Origin of the sequence: Bacteroides sp. 3_2_5 (assembly GCF_000159855.2) — a bacterium.
GTDB lineage: Bacteria > Bacteroidota > Bacteroidia > Bacteroidales > Bacteroidaceae > Bacteroides > Bacteroides fragilis.
In genome coordinates this window covers 401764-421425 of record NZ_JH636045.1, presented here as the reverse complement: position 1 = coordinate 421425, position 19662 = coordinate 401764, and the positions used below count along the sequence as shown (strand labels likewise).

Below are 19662 nucleotides of genomic sequence, written 5' to 3'. Positions count from 1 at the left end.
TATGAAATTAAAAATCAAATTAAGGAATATTCTATCCGTAAAAATTCATAAAATAGTTCTTTTACTTCTCGCTTTATGCATTTATAACACTGCGTACGGGCAAAATCAGCGGATAAGCGTGTATGGCAACAATCAGTCTTTGCAAAAAGTATTCGAACAAATTGAGGAGCAGACTCAATTGAGTATTACATACAATCAGACCAGACTGGATGTAAATAGGAAGATTAAAGGCAACTTTGTAGACAAGGAACTGTCTTTTGTAATGGATGCTCTTTTGAAGAATACCGGGTTTACTTGCCGTTATGAGGCTGAGCATATAGTCATTACTCCTGTTGAGCAGAAGAAAGAGAAAGCTGCTGCCGGGCAAGCTACTCAGATGAAAAAGATAACGGGTAAAGTGACGGGCGTTACCGGCGAACCTCTTATAGGAGCGAATGTGCTTGCTGTAGGCGGTAAGCAGGCCACGATTACCAATCTTGAGGGAGAATTTTCATTGGAGGTCTCTGACAACAGTAAGTTGCAGGTTACCTATATCGGTTATTTGCCTCAGGAGGTCAGTACCAATGGAAAAACTCATTTCGTCATTCAGTTGAAAGAAGATTCACAATTGATGGATGAAGTAGTGGTTGTCGGCTTCGGAACACAAAAGAAGATCAATCTGACGGGAGCAGTTACAGCAGTTAATATACAGGAAACATTAGGAGATCGTCCGATAACAAATGTTACGGCAGCTTTGCAAGGGGTGGTTCCGGGATTAAAAATAGAGGGAACGACCGGTACTCCAGGTGACAATCTATCATACAATATTCGAGGAACCACTTCTATCAACGGTGGTGGTCCGCTGGTGTTGGTCAATAATGTACCGATGGATATCAATATGATCGATCCGCAGGATATCGAGTCGGTTTCGGTCTTGAAAGATGCCGCTTCTGCAGCTATCTACGGAGCACGTGCTGCGTTTGGAGTAATCTTGATTACCACCAAGCAAGGTAAAAAGGACATGGCTCCTAAATTCAATTATAATAATAATTTCTCGTTTTCGAAAGCATTGGAGCTGCCACAAAAAGCCGGTCCGTTGGAGTCCATCTTGGCATATAAAGAGATGGGATGGCCCAATGACACGTATGTAGACGGTAAGAATATTCCTCAATGGGAGACGTATATACGTGATTATATGGCTAATCCTTCCCAATATCCCAATGGATATGTATTCGATGAAGATGGGAACCTGTTTCTGATGAGAGAGAACGATATGTTTGCCGATATGATGGATAATTATGGCTTTATGCAAAATCATAGTTTTTCAGTTTCGGGAGGAAGTTCAAGAACGAATTATCGTATCGGTTTGGGATACACTAATGAAGACGGAATCCTTATTACTGATAAAGACAGGTATGAGCGTGCCAATCTCTCAAGTTTCCTGAGTGTGGAGGTCAACAAATGGCTGACCACTCAATTGGATATACGGTATGCCAATTCTACCCAGAACAAAGTGGAGCAAGGCGGTAGAAACGGAATTTGGGGAAGTGCCATGCAACTTCCTTCTTATCAGAATATATCGCCTTATGAAGAGGATGGTATTATTTATCCGGCTGAAACTTCCGCTACTTACATCCGTTATGGGGAACCACGCATTGTTAAAAAGACGGATCTCCGGGCTTTGGGACGTATCATCATTTCGCCTCTGAAAAACTTGAAGATAACAGGTGAATATACGTACAACCGGGTGACGAACTACAACCGCATGTATGTGAACCAGTATAAATACATCGGAATGAACTTTACCGGTGTCCTGAATAACACGGAAAATACACGGTATGCGCTGACACAGGGATTTACTAACTATAATGCAATCAATATATTTGCTAATTACGACTTTTCAATAGGTAATCATCATATAAGTGTTATGGGTGGATTCAACCAGGAAGAGAATCATGCGGAATCACAGTGGACGGAAAGGAAAGATGTATTGTTGAGTAACCTGCCGTCCATATCGGGAGCTACCGGGACCACAACGGCAACGGATACCTTTAACGAATATGCCCTCAGAGGACTCTTTTACCGTGTGAATTATTCGTACAAGGATCGCTACATGCTTGAAGCTAACGGACGATATGACGGAACTTCACGATTCCCTAAAAACAACCGTTTTGGGTTCTTCCCATCTTTCTCGGCAGGTTGGCGCATTTCGGAAGAACCTTTTATGACAGCGACACGCGATGTTCTATCCAACTTTAAATTTCGTGCTTCGTGGGGATCGATCGGAAATCAGATCATTTTGCTGGCAGACGGCTCACCGGACAATTATCCGTATATACCGGAGATGGCTCCAGGGCTTACCAATTGGCTGGTAGACGGTCAAAGACCTACGACTTTGTCCACTCCGCCTATGGTCAGCAGTGCGTTCACCTGGGAAAAAGTATATACGCTCGACTTCGGTGTTGACTTCGGATTTTTTGATAATCGCCTGAATGGTACTTTCGATTGGTATCGGCGTGATACAAAAGGTATGTTGGCACCGGGAATGGATTTGCCGTGGGTTGTGGGAGTGGCTGCTGCCAAGCAGAATGCTGCGAATTTGAAAACTTATGGTTGGGAACTGGAATTGAACTGGAGAGACCGTATCAAAGATTTCAATTATCGTATCGGATTCAATCTTTACGATTCGCAGAGTGAAATTACCAAGTTTAACAACGAGACCAACTTGCTGGGCACCTATCGCAAAGGGCAGAAGATTGGTGAAATATGGGGATATGTAACCGATCGTTTTTATAGAGAAGATGATTTCAATGCCGACGGAACGCTTAAAGAAGGCATTCCTATTCCTAAAGGAGTAGGGAAAGTATATCCGGGTGATATACTTTATAAAAACTTTGATGATGATGCCAGCACTATATGGAGTGGAAAAGGAACAGCGGACGATCCGGGCGACCAACGTATCATCGGTAACTCTACACCTCGCTTCCATTATGGCATCAATGCAGGTTTGAGTTGGAAAGGGTTCGATCTTTCTGTCTTTCTTCGTGGTGTGGGCAAACGTGACTTTTGGCGTACCGATCAGATTGCGTGGCCTACCGGAACGTGGGGAAGTCTGTTTAAGGAAACCCTTGACTTCTGGACACCGGAGCATACGGATGCCTATTTCCCAAGGGTATATGCAAACAACGGCGTGAATACTGCTTCGAACCGCTGGAAGCAGACCAAATATCTGGCTAATGCGGCTTACTTGAAGTTGCAAAATATCACCTTATCCTATACTTTGCCTAAAACCTGGGCTAAGCAGATTTGCTTCGATGAGGTCAAGGTATTTTTCAGTGGAGAAAACCTTCACACATGGGATCACTTGCCGGAAGGTCTGGAGTCTGATATGCTTTCGAAAGGAGCATGGGAATATCCGTTTATGAAGAAGTTCTCACTTGGATTTAATGTCACATTCTAAATAACCGAAATAGTATGAAGAAATATACATTTGCCCTGTTTATATTCTGTGCGATCGCTTTTACCGGTTGCCTGAACAATGATTTTATGGAAAGGTATCCGTTGGGCAACCCGACGGAAGAGACTGCCTTTGTGACGTATGACAACTTCAAGGCATACGCCTGGGGATTGTATGAGACACTGCCGAAATTAGGATACGGTGATACCTCGACAGATGATATCTCGTACAATCAGACTCGTGGAAGCAGTGAGAGCAACTGGATCAGAGGACTGGTCACTGTACCCGATAAGCGGAATGATACAGCATGGGACTATTATGCCTTTATTCGTCGTGTCAATCTGATGTTGGGGCGGATAGACAGCTCTCAGATGACTGAAGCCGAGAAGGCACATTGGAAAAGTGTTGGATATTTCTTTCGTTCATACCGCTACTTCTCATTGCTGTCTGCTTATGGTGGAGTACCTTGGATAGACCGTGTGCTGAGTGATAACGATACAGAGCTGATTAATGGGCCCCGTGCATCCAGAGATGAAATTGCGAAGCATATTCTTGAAGACCTGCAATATGCCGAACAGCATATTAATGTTAACGGAGATGGTAATAATACGATTAATAGAGCAGTCGTTCAAGCCTTTATATCACGATTCTGTCTTTTTGAGGGTACATGGAGGAAATATCACGGATTGAATGATGCCGAAACTTATCTGAAAGAATGTAAGCGGGTGTCTGCCGAAGTTATGAATAGTTTCCCCGAGATTTGCAGCAACTACGATGATCTTTTTTGTTCGCTTGAATTGAAGGATGTCCCCGGAGTCATACTCTATCGGGAGTTCTCGAATGCGGAAAACGTAATACATGCTACTAGTATCGGAGGAACCACAGGAGCCTCGTACTATAATCCGACCCGTGACTTGGTGGACAGTTATCTCTGTTCGGATGGTAAAACCCGTTGGAATAGTCCGTTATATAAGGGAGACAAAGATATGTATGACGAGTTTAGTTGCCGGGATCACCGACTCTGGTTGCAAGTGACTCCTCCGTACAGAATAGACCGTTCGGCTTCTACCGATGCCTGGGGTAATAAATGGCAATTTACCGAAGTTGCCAAGGACAGAAGTTTCATCGATAGCTTGAATATCCGTTTGGGGATAGGCTATGGCAGTGCTAAAGAGAGACAAAAAACTTTACCTTTCCGTCAAGGCTATGACGGGGGTATCCTGGGAGCAGTCCCGCATTTCGATTTTTATTTGGAGAATCAGCCTTGGTACAAGTCAGCTTTCGGCTATAATAACTGGAAATATTATTGTACATATCTGTCAATGGGATCACAGCGAAATGAAGAGACCGATATGCCACTGTTCAGGGTGGAAGAGGTGATGCTGAATTATGCTGAAGCAATGTGTGAATTAGGTGAATTCGATCAGTCGGTGGCCGATCGGACGGTAAATAAATTGCGTAGCCGTGCTAACGTGGCTCCTATGAAGGTGGCGGAAATTAACGACAGTTTCGATCCTAAACGTGATTTGGGTAACCCTGCTTATCCGGGTGATTATGCTGTAAATCCCTTGTTGTGGGAGATTCGCCGCGAACGCCGCATTGAATTGTTTTCCGAAGGATTCAGGTTCGACGATTTGCGGAGATGGAAGAAGTGTCATTATGCATTGAAGAAGAAACTGGGCATGTACGTCAAAGCATCGGATTTTCCGGCCGGAACAAAAGTGACTGTCGATGGTGGAGGAACGGAAGGCTATCTTGAATTTCATCCTGCACAGAACCATACTTGGCCTGATTATTATTACCTGAATCCTATTCCCCGCAACGAAAGGGTGCTGAATCCTCAGCTTGAACAGAATCCGGGTTGGGATGACGGAATAAAGTAGGAAATGTTTGATTGACAAATGGTTTTAACCGTGTGATAAAAAACTGTCCGGAGAAAATCTTATCTTTGGACAGTTTTTGCACTCAAAATACTACATTTAAATGAAATACCTGATTTTAATACTACTTTCCCTGTGTTCATATTCCATCGACTTGTCCGGACAAATCATCATGCCTACCCCCGGTAAAATAGAAAGGGCAGATGGCCGGTTACGGCTTCAAGGTAAAATACGAATGTACGCAGAGGAGTCTCCCGGCTCTTTCATACGTTTGTTTTATGAAAAACTGGTGCCCGAAAGCGCCGTGGAATGGTGCAAAGAGGAGGTAAACAGCCACATCTCCTGGAAAAAAGATGTTACTTTGCCGGCAGAAGGTTATCGCATCCGTGTGACGCCTGAGCGAATAATTGTCGGGGCAGCGGATGATGCCGGCTTTATCTATGCCATTCAAAGTCTGAGGCAATGGAACACGGGTGAGGAAAGAGGACTGATATTTCCTTGTGTCGAGATCACCGACTTCCCACGAGTGAAATGGCGCAGCTTTATGCTGGATTCCGGACGCCAGTATCAGAAAGTGTCTACGATCAAGAAATATATCGACATGGCTTCGATGCTGAAGATGAATTACTTTCATTGGCATCTGACCGAAGGACTTGGCTGGCGCATCGAAATAAAACGCTATCCGTTCCTGACCCGTATAGGAGCTTTTGTAGGGCAGGGGCCGGAACAGCAGGGCTTCTACTCCCAAGAAGAGGTGAAAGAGATCATCAGCTATGCGGCGGACCGGGGCATTACGGTTGTTCCCGAGATTGACATGCCCGGACATGCCGAAGCGGCACTTAATGCATATCCCCGGCTGGGATGTTTCAATGTTGCGGTAAAGGTTCCCCAAAGCGGATTTACGCAGAATATATTTTGTGCGGGAAAAGACAGTACACTCATCTTCCTGAAGAATGTGTTGGACGAAGTATGCCGGATGTTTCCGTCCGCTTATATTCATCTCGGAGGCGACGAAGCACCTAAAGGGAATTGGGATAAATGTCCCGATTGCCGGTCACGGATTGAAAAAGAAAAACTAAAAGACAGTCATGACCTACAATTGTGGTTTTCGGCCCAGATGGCCGATTATCTGAAACAAAAAGGGAGGAAGGCCATCTTTTGGGGAGATGTGATTTACAAAGACGGCTATCCCTTGCCGGACAATGTGGTGATACAGTGGTGGAACTGGAGAGGACACCGGGATCTGGCCTTGAAGAATGCCGTCAGACATAATTATCCGGTGATTTGCGGTACAAACTATTATACGTATCTGAACTTCCCGCTTACCCCCTGGAAGGGATATACTCAAGCTCGCACTTTCGATCTGGAAGATGTGTATTTGCGTAATCCTTCTTATAGGCCCCGGGAGGAAAATCCGCTTATTCTCGGAATGAGCTCTGCCTTGTGGACGGACGACGGGGTGACGGAAAGCATGATCGATCGTCGGGTCTTTCCGCGTATTCTCGCACTTGCCGAGCAGATGTGGCATTCCGGCAATCCGGAAAATTTTGATGAGTTTTATGGCAAAGTACTCTCTAAGCAACTGTGGTTTGAACAGCAGGGGTATTCATTCGGGCCTGCATTGAAGGAAGATGCGGGTACAAATTATAAATGGGACTAAAAAAAGAAACTAATCATGAAAAGAATAGAAATCTATATCGGACTGTCCGTTTTCGCTTTATCGGCCAAAAGCCAGGTGAAAGAATCTCGACCCAATGTAATATATATCATAATGGATGATCTGGGCTACGGGGATATCGGTTGTTATGGTTCGGAGAAAATAGAAACACCGAACATCGATCGGTTGTATAAGGATGGCATCAGTTTCACACAGCATTACACAGGTTCACCCGTTTCGGCACCCGCCCGCTGTGTGTTGATGACAGGTATGCACTCGGGACATGCGCAAATCCGGGCTAATGATGAAATGGCTTATCGGGGCGCTATCATGAATTACGACTCCATGTATGTACATCCCGGTTTGGAGGGGCAGTATCCTTTGAAAGCCCATACCATGACTCTCGGAAGAATGATGCAGCAAGCCGGATACGTCACCGGATGCTTTGGAAAATGGGGACTGGGGGCTCCGGGCACGGAAGGTACTCCCAACAAACAGGGATTCGACAGTTTCTACGGATACAACTGCCAGCGGCAGGCACACAGTTATTACCCCGCCTTTTTGTATAAGAATGAAGACCGGGTATACTTGGCCAATAAAGTGCTCGATCCTCACACGACCAAGCTGGATGCAGGAGCCGACCCCCGTGATGAAGCCGCCTATGCCAAGTTCTCGCAGAAAGAGTATGCCAATGATCTTATTTTCGATGAACTGATTTCGTTTGTCGGGCAGAACAGAAAGAAACCGTTTTTCCTGATGTGGACTACTCCGCTACCGCACGTGTCGTTGCAGGCACCGGAGAAATGGGTGAAGTATTATGTCGGGAAGTTTGGAGACGAAGCCCCCTACATCGGAAAAGCCGGATATATGCCTTGTCGCTATCCGCATGCGACTTATGCTGCTATGATCAGTTATTTTGACGAGCAAATAGGCAAGTTGATAGAGAAGCTGAAGAAGGAACGTCTGTACGACAATACGGTTATCATGTTTACTTCCGATAATGGACCGACTTTTAATGGCGGTAGCGATTCTCCGTGGTTCGACAGTGGAGGCCCTTTCAGGTCTGAGTATGGTTGGGGAAAATGTTTTGTTCACGAAGGAGGAATACGTATCCCTGCTATTGTCACCTGGCCCGGGAAAATCAAACCGTCTACCCAGAGCGATCATATCTGCGGATTTCAGGATGTGATGCCTACCTTGGCGGATATCGCAAACATTGCTTGTCCGGAGACCGATGGCATCAGTTTCTTGCCTGCTTTGCTTGGCGAAACGGAACGCCAGAAAGAACACGAATATTTGTATTGGGAATATCCCGATCCCACAATCGGCCTCAAAGCCATTCGCATGGGTAAGTGGAAAGGAATTGTCAACAACATCCGTAAGGGCAACTCTACAATGGAGCTTTATGACTTGGAGAGTGATCTCAGGGAAGAACATGATGTGGCTGCCGAACATCCCGATATCGTTCGGAAACTGACGAGGTTGATGGAAAAGTCGCATACCGAGCCGGAGAATCCCAAATTCAGGTTCTGATGGGACCATAGGTCTAAAACTGTTTGAGTATCTGATGATAAAAGTACATAATAGGTTGTTCAGATTGTTTTTTTAGCATTATTCTGTCTCTTTGTGCGGATTTTGGTATAATTTTGCCCCGCCCAATAATGAAATAGGATTATGGAACAATACACATTCAATATAGCGGGTGGCGTGGCACGCAACCCGCTTGTGCGTTTGGCACAACCTGTCACAGCACAAATCGCTACCGGCGAACATATCGCCATCGTAGGACCCAATGGGGGAGGGAAAAGCTTGTTTGTAGACACGCTTTTGGGTAAATATCCTTTGCGTGAGGGTACATTGGACTACGATTTTTCTCCTTCTTCTACCCGGACGGTATATGATAACGTGAAATATATTGCTTTCCGTGACACCTATGGGGCGGCGGATGCCAACTATTACTATCAGCAACGCTGGAATGCCCACGATCAGGAAGATGCCCCTACGGTGCGGGAGATGTTGGGAGAGATCAAGGATGAAAGACTGAAAGAGGAATTGTTCGAACTTTTCCACATCGAGCCATTGTTGGACAAGAAGATCATTCTTCTTTCCAGTGGCGAATTACGTAAATTTCAACTGACTAAAACCCTCCTGACAGCTCCCCAGGTATTGATTATGGACAATCCTTTTATCGGTTTGGATGCACCTACCCGTGAATTGCTTTTCTCGCTGCTCGAACGTCTCACCCGCTTGTCATCCGTGCAAATCATTCTTGTGCTTTCGATGCTCGATGATATCCCTTCGTTCATTACCCATGTGATTCCGGTAGAAGACCTGCACGTGCTTCCGAAAATGGAAAGGGAGGCTTATCTGGCTTCATTTTGTGTGACCGATGAGGTCGAAGTCCTGGACGCACTGCAACAGCGTATAGCCGGATTACCTTATGACGGAGCAAACTATGACTCCGGGGAGGTGGTAAAATTAAATAAGGTAAGTATTCGTTATGATGACCGCACCATCCTGAAGGAGCTCGACTGGACAGTCCGCCGGGGTGAAAAGTGGGCATTGAGTGGAGAAAACGGTGCCGGTAAATCTACACTGCTCAGTTTGGTTTGTGCGGACAACCCTCAGTCGTACGCCTGTGACATCAGTCTTTTCGGACGTAAGCGGGGTACGGGCGAAAGCATTTGGGAGATTAAAAAACACATCGGTTACGTTAGTCCCGAAATGCACCGTGCCTATCTCAAAAATCTGCCGGCCATTGAGATTGTGGCTTCTGGATTGCATGACAGCATCGGTTTGTATAAACGCCCGCAGGAAAGCCAGATGGCTGCCTGCGAGTGGTGGATGGATGTGTTCGGCATTGTGGCTCTGAAGGACAAACCTTTTCTTCAGCTGTCGAGCGGTGAGCAGCGCCTGGCATTATTGGCCCGTGCTTTTGTGAAAGATCCGGAATTGCTTATTCTGGACGAGCCGCTGCACGGACTCGATACGTACAATCGCCGGCGGGTGAAAAAGATTATCGAAGCTTTTTGCCGTCGGCAGGACAAGACGATGATTATGGTAACCCATTACGAATCGGAACTCCCTTCTACCATCACCGACCGCCTTTTCCTGAAAAGAAATCGTTGAGCGTGACCGTTTTTTATTTTGTCATTCTCCAACCTGTGTTATCGGTCGTTTGGGTGGCGGATATGGAAAAAAAACTCCTGTCCGTGTGATGACTGCCTTTTTTGCAAATAGACAACATTGGTACCTGTTGTCGTATGTCTTTACATCGTTACCGCATTTTCTTTCTGATTTCGGAAGAAGATGATCCGGAACTTATTGCCTTCGGGTGACTTCCGGATCTCGGTTTCCATATCCGTCCGGTTATCTACCGGTTTGCCGTTAATGCGCAGAATCACGTCGTTGGCTTGCAGGGCGGTTATTCCCTTTTCGACCTGCACTACCAGTATGCCTCGTATTTTGTCGAGCCCCGTGGCCGAACGTTCTCCTTCGGTCGACACCTCTTTCAATGTTAACCCCTTCCACGAATACGTCTGTACCGTCTCCGGCTTTTCTTCCGGAATTTTGAAAACCGGCAATTTCGGAGTAGCCGCCAAAGCTTTCAGGTGTGGGCATTGTACACCGAAGTGCTCCATATCGAAATTCCGGAACCCCGTCTTCAAGGCAGGCGAATTTTCTTTTACCCGGTAGTCTCCTTTTTCAGGAGCGATGAAGAGCGGATCACCGTAAAGTGAATGGAGGTCCGTTCCTCTCTTTTGTGCCTGTTCCAGTCCTTGCTTGGTGACAAAAAAGTTAGTGTCTGTTTCCTTTCCCCATTCGTTTACCTGAATGGGGCGATAGGGAGTCGTGACGATGTTATGACGGAAAATGTCATGAGAGTTTGCAAACCAGACGTGCGGATGGAATGTGTTGTTGACCATAATGTTGTTTTCCACCGTTCGCGCGAAGCCTTCGCGCAATTTCAATCCTCCGTGTAGGCAGAGGTTGTTGTAGATGTGATAGTTGGAAGAACCGTCGTCCAGATCGATGTCCCATCCATGGTCGCACCTCCAGCGGTTGTTGCGGATGACAGTCGTTTCGGTAGCGTCCCGGAATACCATTTGAGGATGTTCTTTCGCGAATTCATCCATCACATTCCGGTCGGGATGCCAATAGCGGTCGCGTCCCCAGGAGTTGAAGGACCCGTGGTCGCCTGTCTCAAGTACGGTGTCGAACACATCGTTTCCTTCTATCAGATGTCCTCCCCAGGTACCTTCACTGACGTTGATGCCGGCACGGGGCAGGTCGTAAATACTGTTGTTACGGATGGTGATTCGTGCGGACATAGATAGTTGGATACCGGCTCCCTGCTTTTCTGTCTCTCCGATCGAGTGAATCAGATTGTCGTCCACCAGGCAGTCTGAGGGATAGTCGGGGGTGAGGGGACCTGTCCCTTTATCCATCTGCTCCCAGGTTTGCGACTTTCCGTACTCGAACAGAGGGGAACGGACGGCATCCGGAGAGCCTACAAAGCAAACAGCACTGGCTCCTATACGGGTGATATGATTTTGGCTGACACGGTGGTTGCGGTTATAATTGGAGAAGAAGATAGCATTGCCTCCTATATCGTGCAGGTAGCAGCCGTTTACAGAGCATTTTTCGGCATTTTCAATTATCAGGGCTCCTCCCCGATAGATTTTCCAGTCACTGCGCAATAGGGGTTCATTGGTTTTCATAAAGGTGCGCAGGGTTTGTGTCAGTTCCAAATGGTCTACGGATACGTGACGGACCGGACTTCCGGTTTTTCCTTTCAGGATAAAGAGGTTTTCTGCCTGCGGCACTTCGAACAAGGCGGTTTGCAGGTCGAGTTCTCGCGGCGGATAGAAATAGAGTGTATGGGTTTCTTTATCAAAATACCATTCCCCTTCGGCATCCAACTCTTCAAAGATGTTTTCTACCATGCGGTAGGTGTGGTGCATACCCATCTGGCGGTTGTTCTGAAATCCGCCTTTCAGTATCAGTTCGCCCTTGGCGTCTTTGCCTTCGATGCTGTATTGGTAGCCTCCCCATTCTCTGCTGTGCATGGCGTGCAGATAACCTCCCGCGGGGTTACTCCAGTTTTTCACACGTTCGGGTGAGCAGGCGTCAGCTGCATATCCGTTGAAGATGCGTATATCCGGATCAAAATTCGGATACCGTGCCGATATCTGTTTTTTCCCGTTCACAAAGAGCTGGTCGGGGATCAGTTCTTCTTCCACTTTGGCCTGCATGATACCGTTTTTATACTCTTTCCAACGCAGGTTCCGGAGTATACGCGAACCGCTGATGACCGCCTTTTGTCCGGGATACGAAGAAAAACGGATCGGATGTTCGGGTGTGCCCGAAGTCTCGTTTGTGATAAGAATCGGAGCGGACAGGTAGTTGGTGCCTTCGCAGTAGATGGTGATGGAACGCCGGCCGGCCTGCCGTGAGGCCTTTTTCCAGGCATATTCTAAAGTAGCCATCGGCTTTTCCGCTGTTCCGGGATGATGGTCGCTGCCCGAAGGTGATACATAGAGTGTTATCTCTGTTTGGGCGGATAGCAGACCGGATACGAATAGTAGTAATGGAAAAAAGAGCTTTCTCATGTGTTGTTCATTTAGGAATTAAATAAAAAGGTTACTTACAGTGTACAAAGGTAACTTTTATCAGCATACTTCAGCATAGATATTTAGAAAAAGTTTCGTGAACTTTGTACTCAGTACAAATGTTCTATAGTAAACACCTAAAGAAAGGAGAGTTGAATGAAAAAGATTGTATTGCTCCGTCATGGAGAAAGTGCATGGAACAAAGAGAACCGTTTTACCGGTTGGACAGATGTCGATCTGACAGAAAAAGGAATTGCCGAAGCCTGTAAAGCAGGCGAACTACTGAAAGAGAATGGATTTAACTTCGATAAAGCTTATACGTCATACCTTAAACGAGCGGTGAAAACGCTGAATTGCGTACTCGACCGGATGGATCAGGACTGGATTCCGGTAGAGAAAAGCTGGCGCCTGAATGAAAAACATTACGGCGATCTGCAAGGACTGAACAAAAGCGAAACAGCCGCTAAATACGGGGATGAACAGGTGCTTATCTGGCGCAGGAGTTATGATATAGCTCCCAATGCCCTGTCGGAAGACGATCCGAGAAATCCCCGTTTTGAGAATCGTTATCAGGAAGTACCCGATGCGGAACTTCCCCGGACAGAATCTCTGAAAGATACCATCGAACGTATCATGCCTTATTGGAAGTGTATCATCTTCCCGAATCTGAAAACGGCTGATGAAATTCTGGTTGTTGCCCACGGAAATAGTTTGCGCGGCATCATCAAGCACTTGAAGCACATCTCCGATGAAGAGATCGTAAAACTGAATCTGCCGACTGCCGTCCCTTACGTATTTGAGTTCAGTGACGAACTGAATCTGGAAAAAGACTATTTCCTGGGTGATCCCGAAGAAATCCGTAAGTTGATGGAAGCGGTTGCCAACCAGGGAAAGAAAAAATAAGAGGAGAGAGACCTCGTAAATGTTTAGAAATGAATACAACTCACCACAGATTATACGGAATCTCACAGAACTTTAATTTCTTGTTTATAAGATATTAGGAGAAAATAATCTCTGTGGAACTCTGTGTAATCTGTGGTGAACTCAAAACCATTACAATTATGAATAAAATAATAGAACTGTTGGGAAATCAGGCTGAATATTACCTGAACCACACTTGCAAAACCATTGATAAATCACTGATTCACGTACCGTCACCGGATACAATCGATAAGATATGGATTGACTCTGACCGTAACATACAGACTTTGCGCAGTTTGCAGACATTGCTGGGGCATGGTCGTCTGGCAAACACCGGATATGTATCCATTCTTCCGGTCGATCAGGACATCGAACATACGGCCGGAGCTTCGTTCGCTCCGAATCCGATTTATTTCGATCCGGAAAACATTGTGAAGCTTGCCATTGAAGGCGGTTGTAATGCAGTTGCATCCACTTTCGGCAATCTGGGTGCTGTTGCCCGAAAATATGCGCATAAGATACCGTTTGTAGTAAAACTGAACCATAATGAGTTGTTGTCTTATCCCAATACTTACGATCAGGTTCTGTTTGGCACCGTCAAGGAGGCTTGGGAAATGGGGGCAGTGGCTGTAGGTGCTACTATCTATTTCGGTTCCGAACAGAGTCGCCGCCAATTGGTGGAAATCGCTGAGGCTTTCGATTATGCGCATGAACTGGGTATGGCCACCATCCTGTGGTGCTATCTGCGTAACAATGAGTTCAAGAAAGATGGTATAGACTATCATGCGGCTGCTGATCTTACCGGACAAGCCAACCGTCTGGGAGTTACCATCAAGGCCGATATCGTAAAACAGAAATTGCCGACTAACAATGGTGGTTTCAAAGCGATTCATTTCGGAAAGACGGATGAAAGAATGTATACCGAGCTGACTACGGACCATCCGATCGATCTTTGCCGCTATCAGGTGGCCAATGGATATATGGGACGTGTCGGGCTGATCAACTCCGGTGGAGAGTCACATGGAGCGTCCGACCTGAAGGATGCTGTCGTTACGGCAGTAGTAAACAAACGTGCCGGCGGTATGGGATTGATCAGCGGACGTAAAGCTTTCCAGAAACCCATGAACGAAGGAGTGGAGTTACTTCACGCCATTCAGGATGTCTATCTGGATGCGTCTGTTACCATTGCCTGATAGAGAGGGTGTAGCTATCCGACAGACAGGGTGTAACCATGCAGTCCGGATGGCTACACCCTAATTGGCGGATGGCTACACCTTACTGCTTTTCCTTATTTTCTCTTTATACTGAGTCGGTGTTTCTCCGGTATATTGCTTAAATGATGTACTGAAATAGCGGGATGTTGTAAATCCTATCTTTTCTGCTATCTCTGTGAAAGTGAGATCGGTGGTTGATATCAGTTGGATAGCCTTTTCCATACGGAATTTATTGATGTAATCGTTGGCTCCCATATTGGTCATTGCTTTTAGTTTGTTATAGAGTGAGGCGCGGCTCAATCCCATCTCCGTGCAGAGGAATGTGACGTCCAGTTCGGGACTGTCCAGATGGTCGGTGATCAACTGGTTCAGCTTCCGTAGGAAAGTTTCATCGGGTTGGCTGAGTTCCTCCTTGACAATATTCGGACTGCTTGCTATTTCGGCAGGTGCTTTGCTTTTTTCGCCGTTACGGAGACGGTTACGTATCAGTTCTACGATTTGCAGTTCCCGTTCCCCCTTCTCCGTGAACGATGGGAGGAGTTCATTGCTGACATTGACGAGGAATCGAATCTTTTCTTCATATTCCTGCAATTCCCGTTCTTTTAATTCCCATTTCAACCGGTTCTTCCTACGGCGCAAAATGGCGAAGATGATAGCGGTGATGCCTCCCGACACAAATAGTAACAAGCAGATGATGAACCATCCGCTTCGGTACCAGGGAGGGAGTATGGTCAGTGACAGGATCGGGTGGAAGGGAGTCCAGTCGCCATTTTGAGTACTGCATGCAGCCTGTATGCGGTAGTTGCCTGCCGGTAGTGAGCGGATGACCAGTTCCGGATCGTATGATTCGATCGGTTCCTCATTGAGTCCGTCTATCCGGTAGCGGTATCTTTTTTTTCGGAAGATGTCTTCTTCGTGAGACATCACGCGCAGGGTGATTGCCCGGCTGTCTTGTGGTAGGGTGAGTTTGTCGGGATTTCCTGCCGTCCGGTTCGTGGCCGGTTCACCGTTTACACGTACATCGGTCAGTACTACTTCCGGATAGTTGGAGGAAGTTGCCGGGAAGCGGTTATCGATACAGAGCAACCCATTGACACCCCCCATATAGACTTCACCCTTCCCTGAGACGAGCCGGGGCTTGGCAAGATATTCATTCGGAATGACCCCGTCCGATTCACCGAAAAGAATGAACTTCCGGGATTGCAGCATCCAGGCAAATAACATGTGGTCTGCACCAATCCATACTTTTCCCCGATGATCACATATCACCGAACTGGCTTCGCCGAACAGTGAAGTGATCAATGGGTGATATTGCCGGGTCCGGATGCTGTATTGTCCCAACCCTGTATTGCTGCCTATCCAGAAATCACCTTTCTCGTCCATCGAAACGGAGTAGAGCAGTGTGTCGCCCGTGCAGCTGAAAAGTTTTTTCAGCCTATTGCCGGTTCGATCCAGTTCGTAGAGGGTACGACTGTCGTGCAGGTAAGTGAAACGTTCGTTATGCGCAATGGCATTCATACTGCCTGCGATCTCCATACCTTCTTCTTCATTTACTACGCGTATTTTCTGCGAACCGATGTCATACCGGTAAGTATGTCCTGCCAACAAAAGTACGCTGCCCGGTTCGTCCCGGTAGATATTGACCGCCATACCGCTATAGTAAATATATTGTTTGAGGTCGGGATGGTCGATAGGTAGCGGTTTCCGCTTACCGTTCTCCTTGTTATAAACAAACAATCCCTTGGAAAAGACCGATAAAAGGATGGATTCTCGGGTAAATCCGGTGATCGAGACTACTTTGTCACCCCAGGTAGAACGGTCGTGACGGAACTCTTCGGTGACAGGGTCGAGGCTGTTGACACCCCCACCATCTGTACCTATCCAGATTCGTCCGTTCGGTTCGTCTTGATACAGACTCAGCACGGTGGGGTCACTCAGACCTTGGGTGCTTCCGGGAAAGACATCGGTATAGGTCTTCATGGACACTTCTCGGATATTGATCAATCCTTTGCGGATACTGCCTGCCCACATGTTATTGTAATTATCATTGTAGAGTGACAAGATGGAGTTAACCGGAAGCGAATAGTTATCTCCCGGAATATGTTCGAGTACTGTGATTCGATGGCTGTCCGGATGTATGATGTTGATGCCTCCTCCGTCTGTACCGACCCAGATGTGTGAGTCCCGTTCAGCCATGCTCAGCACCACGTTGTTGCTGAGCCCGGAATTGTCGGTGGTGTATGAGGCCAGCAGTCGGCCTTCGGGGTTGAAGCAGCGGAGTCCTTCATTATAAGGAGCCAGCCAGATGCGGTTGTGAGAATCGATCAGGAGTGCCATGATCTCCTTTCCGCAGTCGAAAGGGGGGAGACGGCGTTCGTCCGAACGGAGATTGATCAGTCGGAGCCCTTGCCAACGGCTGCAACAGAGCAGAGTCTCTTCATCCCACCGACTGATGGCGGAGATAGCGAAATAAGGATCGGAACTAAAATCCAGCAGGAGTTTTATCGATCGGCTGTCATAGTCGTAGCGATAGATGCGGTTGCGTCCGCCGAAGATTACCCCTTGTTCTGTCAGGCAGGCAGAGTAGGCGAGGATCGGATGCCCCCGATCGTCTAGCGGAATAGCGAAATCGTCACTTGACCTGCGATATTGCGCTATTCCACCGTCTGTCAGTATCCATATATTATGTTGAATATCTTCGGTAATTTGATGGATGTAGTTGTGCGGCAACGAATGCACGTCCTCTTGCCGGTGGACATATTTTCTCAGCTTTTGTCCGTCAAATCGTCCCAATCCTGCATTGGTTCCTATCCATACAAATCCTTTTGGCTCGGTATAGACACAACGTACGGTAGAGGGAAGTCCCTCCTTCAGGGAAATTTGTTTATAGTAGTAATGGCTGGCTTTCAGCGGGAGGCAACAGACAGTAAAAAGTACGGTCAGCCAGGTCAGAAAGCCGGTATATGGATTGTTTTTCATGGATGTATTTCTATCACGTTACCGGCAAAAGTAACAGTTTGCATAGACGTGACCAAAAAAATGGAAATAAAATCCTATCTTTGCACTGTCTTGTTTTCCTGCCTGTCTTCTCTTCCTGATTCTATTGGAAGAAGAGGCGGGGGCGAGGCTTCCCTTGTAACTCTAATTAATTAAACCATGAACAAGAAACTACTATCCCGTTTAGCTCCCGGTTTGTTTGCCGTTGTGCTATTCACAGCCTGCCGCCCGGCAGCCACCGTAAAGGGTAATTTGGACGTAATCCCTCAACCGCAGGAGATTGTCCTTGCCCGGGACACTACTCCTTTTATTATTGACCGCAGCACTACGATTGTCTACCCGGCAACCAATGAAAAGATGCATCGTACTGCTGATTTTCTGGCTACTTTTATTAAAGAAATGACCGGAACCGAGGTTCGTGTATCGGACAAAGAGAAAAGCAGCAATGCTATTATTCTTGCTGTAGACTCCACAATGGGGCATCCGGAAGGTTATAAACTTCAAATCACTCCTGAAAAGGTTCTTTTGACGGGAGGCAGTGAAGCCGGTGTCTTTTATGGTATCCAGACTATTCATAAAGCTCTTCCGATCCTGAAAGACGGTAAGGTGGCAGCTGCCCTTCCTGCCGGTACGGTTACCGACTTTCCCCGTTTCCGTTACCGGGGATTCATGATCGATGTAGGCCGTCACTTCTTCCCGGTCAGCTACCTTAAGCAGATGATTGACCTGATGGCACTGCATAACATCAACTACTTTCATTGGCACCTGACCGAAGATCAGGGATGGCGAATCGAAATCAAGAAATATCCCAAACTGACAGAGATCGGTTCTAAACGAGACTCTACCATTATCGATTGGGAAACCAAGAAATTCGACGGGAAGCCCCATAGTGGATTTTATACACAGGACGAAGCTCGTGAGATTGTTCGCTATGCTGCCGACCGTTTCATTACAGTAGTTCCCGAAATTGACCTTCCGGGACATACTACTGCTGCACTGGCTTCTTATCCGGAACTGGGATGTACAGGTGGTCCGTACAAAGTACTTTGCTCATTCGGTGTCTTCCCCGATGTACTCTGTGCAGGTAATGACCAGACACTTCAGTTCACCAAAGATGTATTGGATGAAATTATGGATATCTTCCCTTCCGAATATATTCATATCGGCGGTGACGAATGTCCGAAAAGCCGTTGGGAGAAGTGCCCCAAATGTCAGGCTAAAATTAAGGAGTTGGGTATCAAAGCCCTGCCTAAACATTCGAAAGAGAATCAGTTGCAAACCTACTTCATGTCCGAGCTGGAGAAAGAAATCAATGCTCACGGACGCCGTATGCTGGGATGGGATGAGGTATTGGAAGGAGGTCTGACTCCGAACTCCACTATCATGTCATGGAGAGGAATCCAGGGAGGAATCGAAGCTGCCCGCCAGCATCATGATGTCATTATGACTCCTATTCAGCGGCTCTATTTCAGTAATCCGCGTATCAATAAAATGACGGGATTCGAATGGATGAACCGTGTATACAACTTTGAACCGGTACCTGCAGAACTGACCGATGCGGAAAAGAAGTTTGTGATTGGTACTCAAGGATGTATCTGGACCGAATGGACAGCCGATTCAACGAAGATGGAGTGGCAGATTCTGCCCCGAATGGCTGCTTTGTCCGAAATACAATGGACATTGCCGGAGCATAAGAACTTTGAGCGTTTCATGGAGCGCCTACCCGAGATGCTGAAGATTTATTCTTCTCTGGATTATGGTTATCGGGAAGATGTATTCGCGGCGGATACCTTGAAGACTCATAAATAAAAGTTCACCAAAAGCTTTTTCACCACAGAGTAACACGGAGTAATACAAAGTAACACAGAGTAACACAACGTTTTTTGTAGATAAACTACAACTTTAAATAGTTTCTGTGTTACTCTGTGTCCTCTGTGGTAAGTTC

The 19662-nt window shown here is 46.7% G+C and carries 10 protein-coding genes; 8 read left to right on the top strand and 2 right to left on the bottom strand.

The features are described 5' to 3' along the window. Window position 1: 1 nt before the first annotated feature. The 5 genes from BSHG_RS03155 (at window position 2) to BSHG_RS03175 (ending at window position 10102) form a co-directional block, all read left to right on the top strand. The gene (locus tag BSHG_RS03155; RefSeq protein WP_005789282.1) at window positions 2-3439 is read left to right on the top strand and encodes a SusC/RagA family TonB-linked outer membrane protein; all 3438 of its coding nucleotides are present in this window, start codon (window positions 2-4) and stop codon (window positions 3437-3439) included. 14 nt (window positions 3440-3453) lie between these two features. Next, window positions 3454-5319 carry a RagB/SusD family nutrient uptake outer membrane protein gene (locus BSHG_RS03160; RefSeq protein WP_005789279.1) on the top strand — a complete coding sequence of 622 codons (1866 nt, stop codon included), beginning with the start codon at window positions 3454-3456 and terminating at the stop codon, window positions 5317-5319. Between the two features lie 100 nt (window positions 5320-5419). Further along, on the top strand, window positions 5420-6976 hold the full coding sequence (locus tag BSHG_RS03165) for a beta-N-acetylhexosaminidase (RefSeq protein WP_008661112.1): 1557 nt from the start codon (window positions 5420-5422) through the stop codon (window positions 6974-6976). Window positions 6977-6991: 15 nt separating this feature from the next. Next, a complete protein-coding gene (locus tag BSHG_RS03170) occupies window positions 6992-8506 on the top strand; it encodes an arylsulfatase (RefSeq protein ID WP_005789275.1) in 1515 nt (504 codons plus the stop codon). A 141-nt stretch (window positions 8507-8647) separates the two neighbouring features. Next, a complete protein-coding gene (locus BSHG_RS03175; RefSeq protein ID WP_008661109.1) occupies window positions 8648-10102 on the top strand; it encodes an ATP-binding cassette domain-containing protein in 1455 nt (484 codons plus the stop codon). A 140-nt stretch (window positions 10103-10242) separates the two neighbouring features. On the opposite strand, the gene BSHG_RS03180 is transcribed toward BSHG_RS03175, so the two are convergent. After that, complete coding sequence (locus BSHG_RS03180; protein ID WP_008661106.1) at window positions 10243-12585, bottom strand: PDZ domain-containing protein; 2343 nt, start codon at window positions 12583-12585, stop codon at window positions 10243-10245. Between the two features lie 156 nt (window positions 12586-12741). On the opposite strand from BSHG_RS03180, the gene gpmA reads away from it, so the two are divergent. Then, window positions 12742-13488 (top strand): 2,3-diphosphoglycerate-dependent phosphoglycerate mutase, encoded by a 747-nt coding sequence (gene gpmA / locus BSHG_RS03185; RefSeq protein ID WP_005789269.1) that lies wholly within the window; start codon window positions 12742-12744, stop codon window positions 13486-13488. Between the two features lie 158 nt (window positions 13489-13646). Then, on the top strand, window positions 13647-14699 hold the full coding sequence (locus BSHG_RS03190) for a class I fructose-bisphosphate aldolase (protein ID WP_010993259.1): 1053 nt from the start codon (window positions 13647-13649) through the stop codon (window positions 14697-14699). Window positions 14700-14774: 75 nt separating this feature from the next. Here BSHG_RS03190 and BSHG_RS03195 read toward each other — a convergent pair whose 3' ends face one another. Beyond that, entirely contained in the window at window positions 14775-17699 is a 2925-nt protein-coding gene (locus BSHG_RS03195) for a two-component regulator propeller domain-containing protein (protein ID WP_008661102.1), read from the bottom strand. A gap of 177 nt (window positions 17700-17876) precedes the next feature. On the opposite strand from BSHG_RS03195, the gene BSHG_RS03200 reads away from it, so the two are divergent. Then, window positions 17877-19526, top strand: coding sequence for a beta-N-acetylhexosaminidase (locus BSHG_RS03200; protein ID WP_005789263.1), 1650 nt, complete (start codon window positions 17877-17879; stop codon window positions 19524-19526). The last annotated feature ends 136 nt before the right edge of the window (window positions 19527-19662 follow it).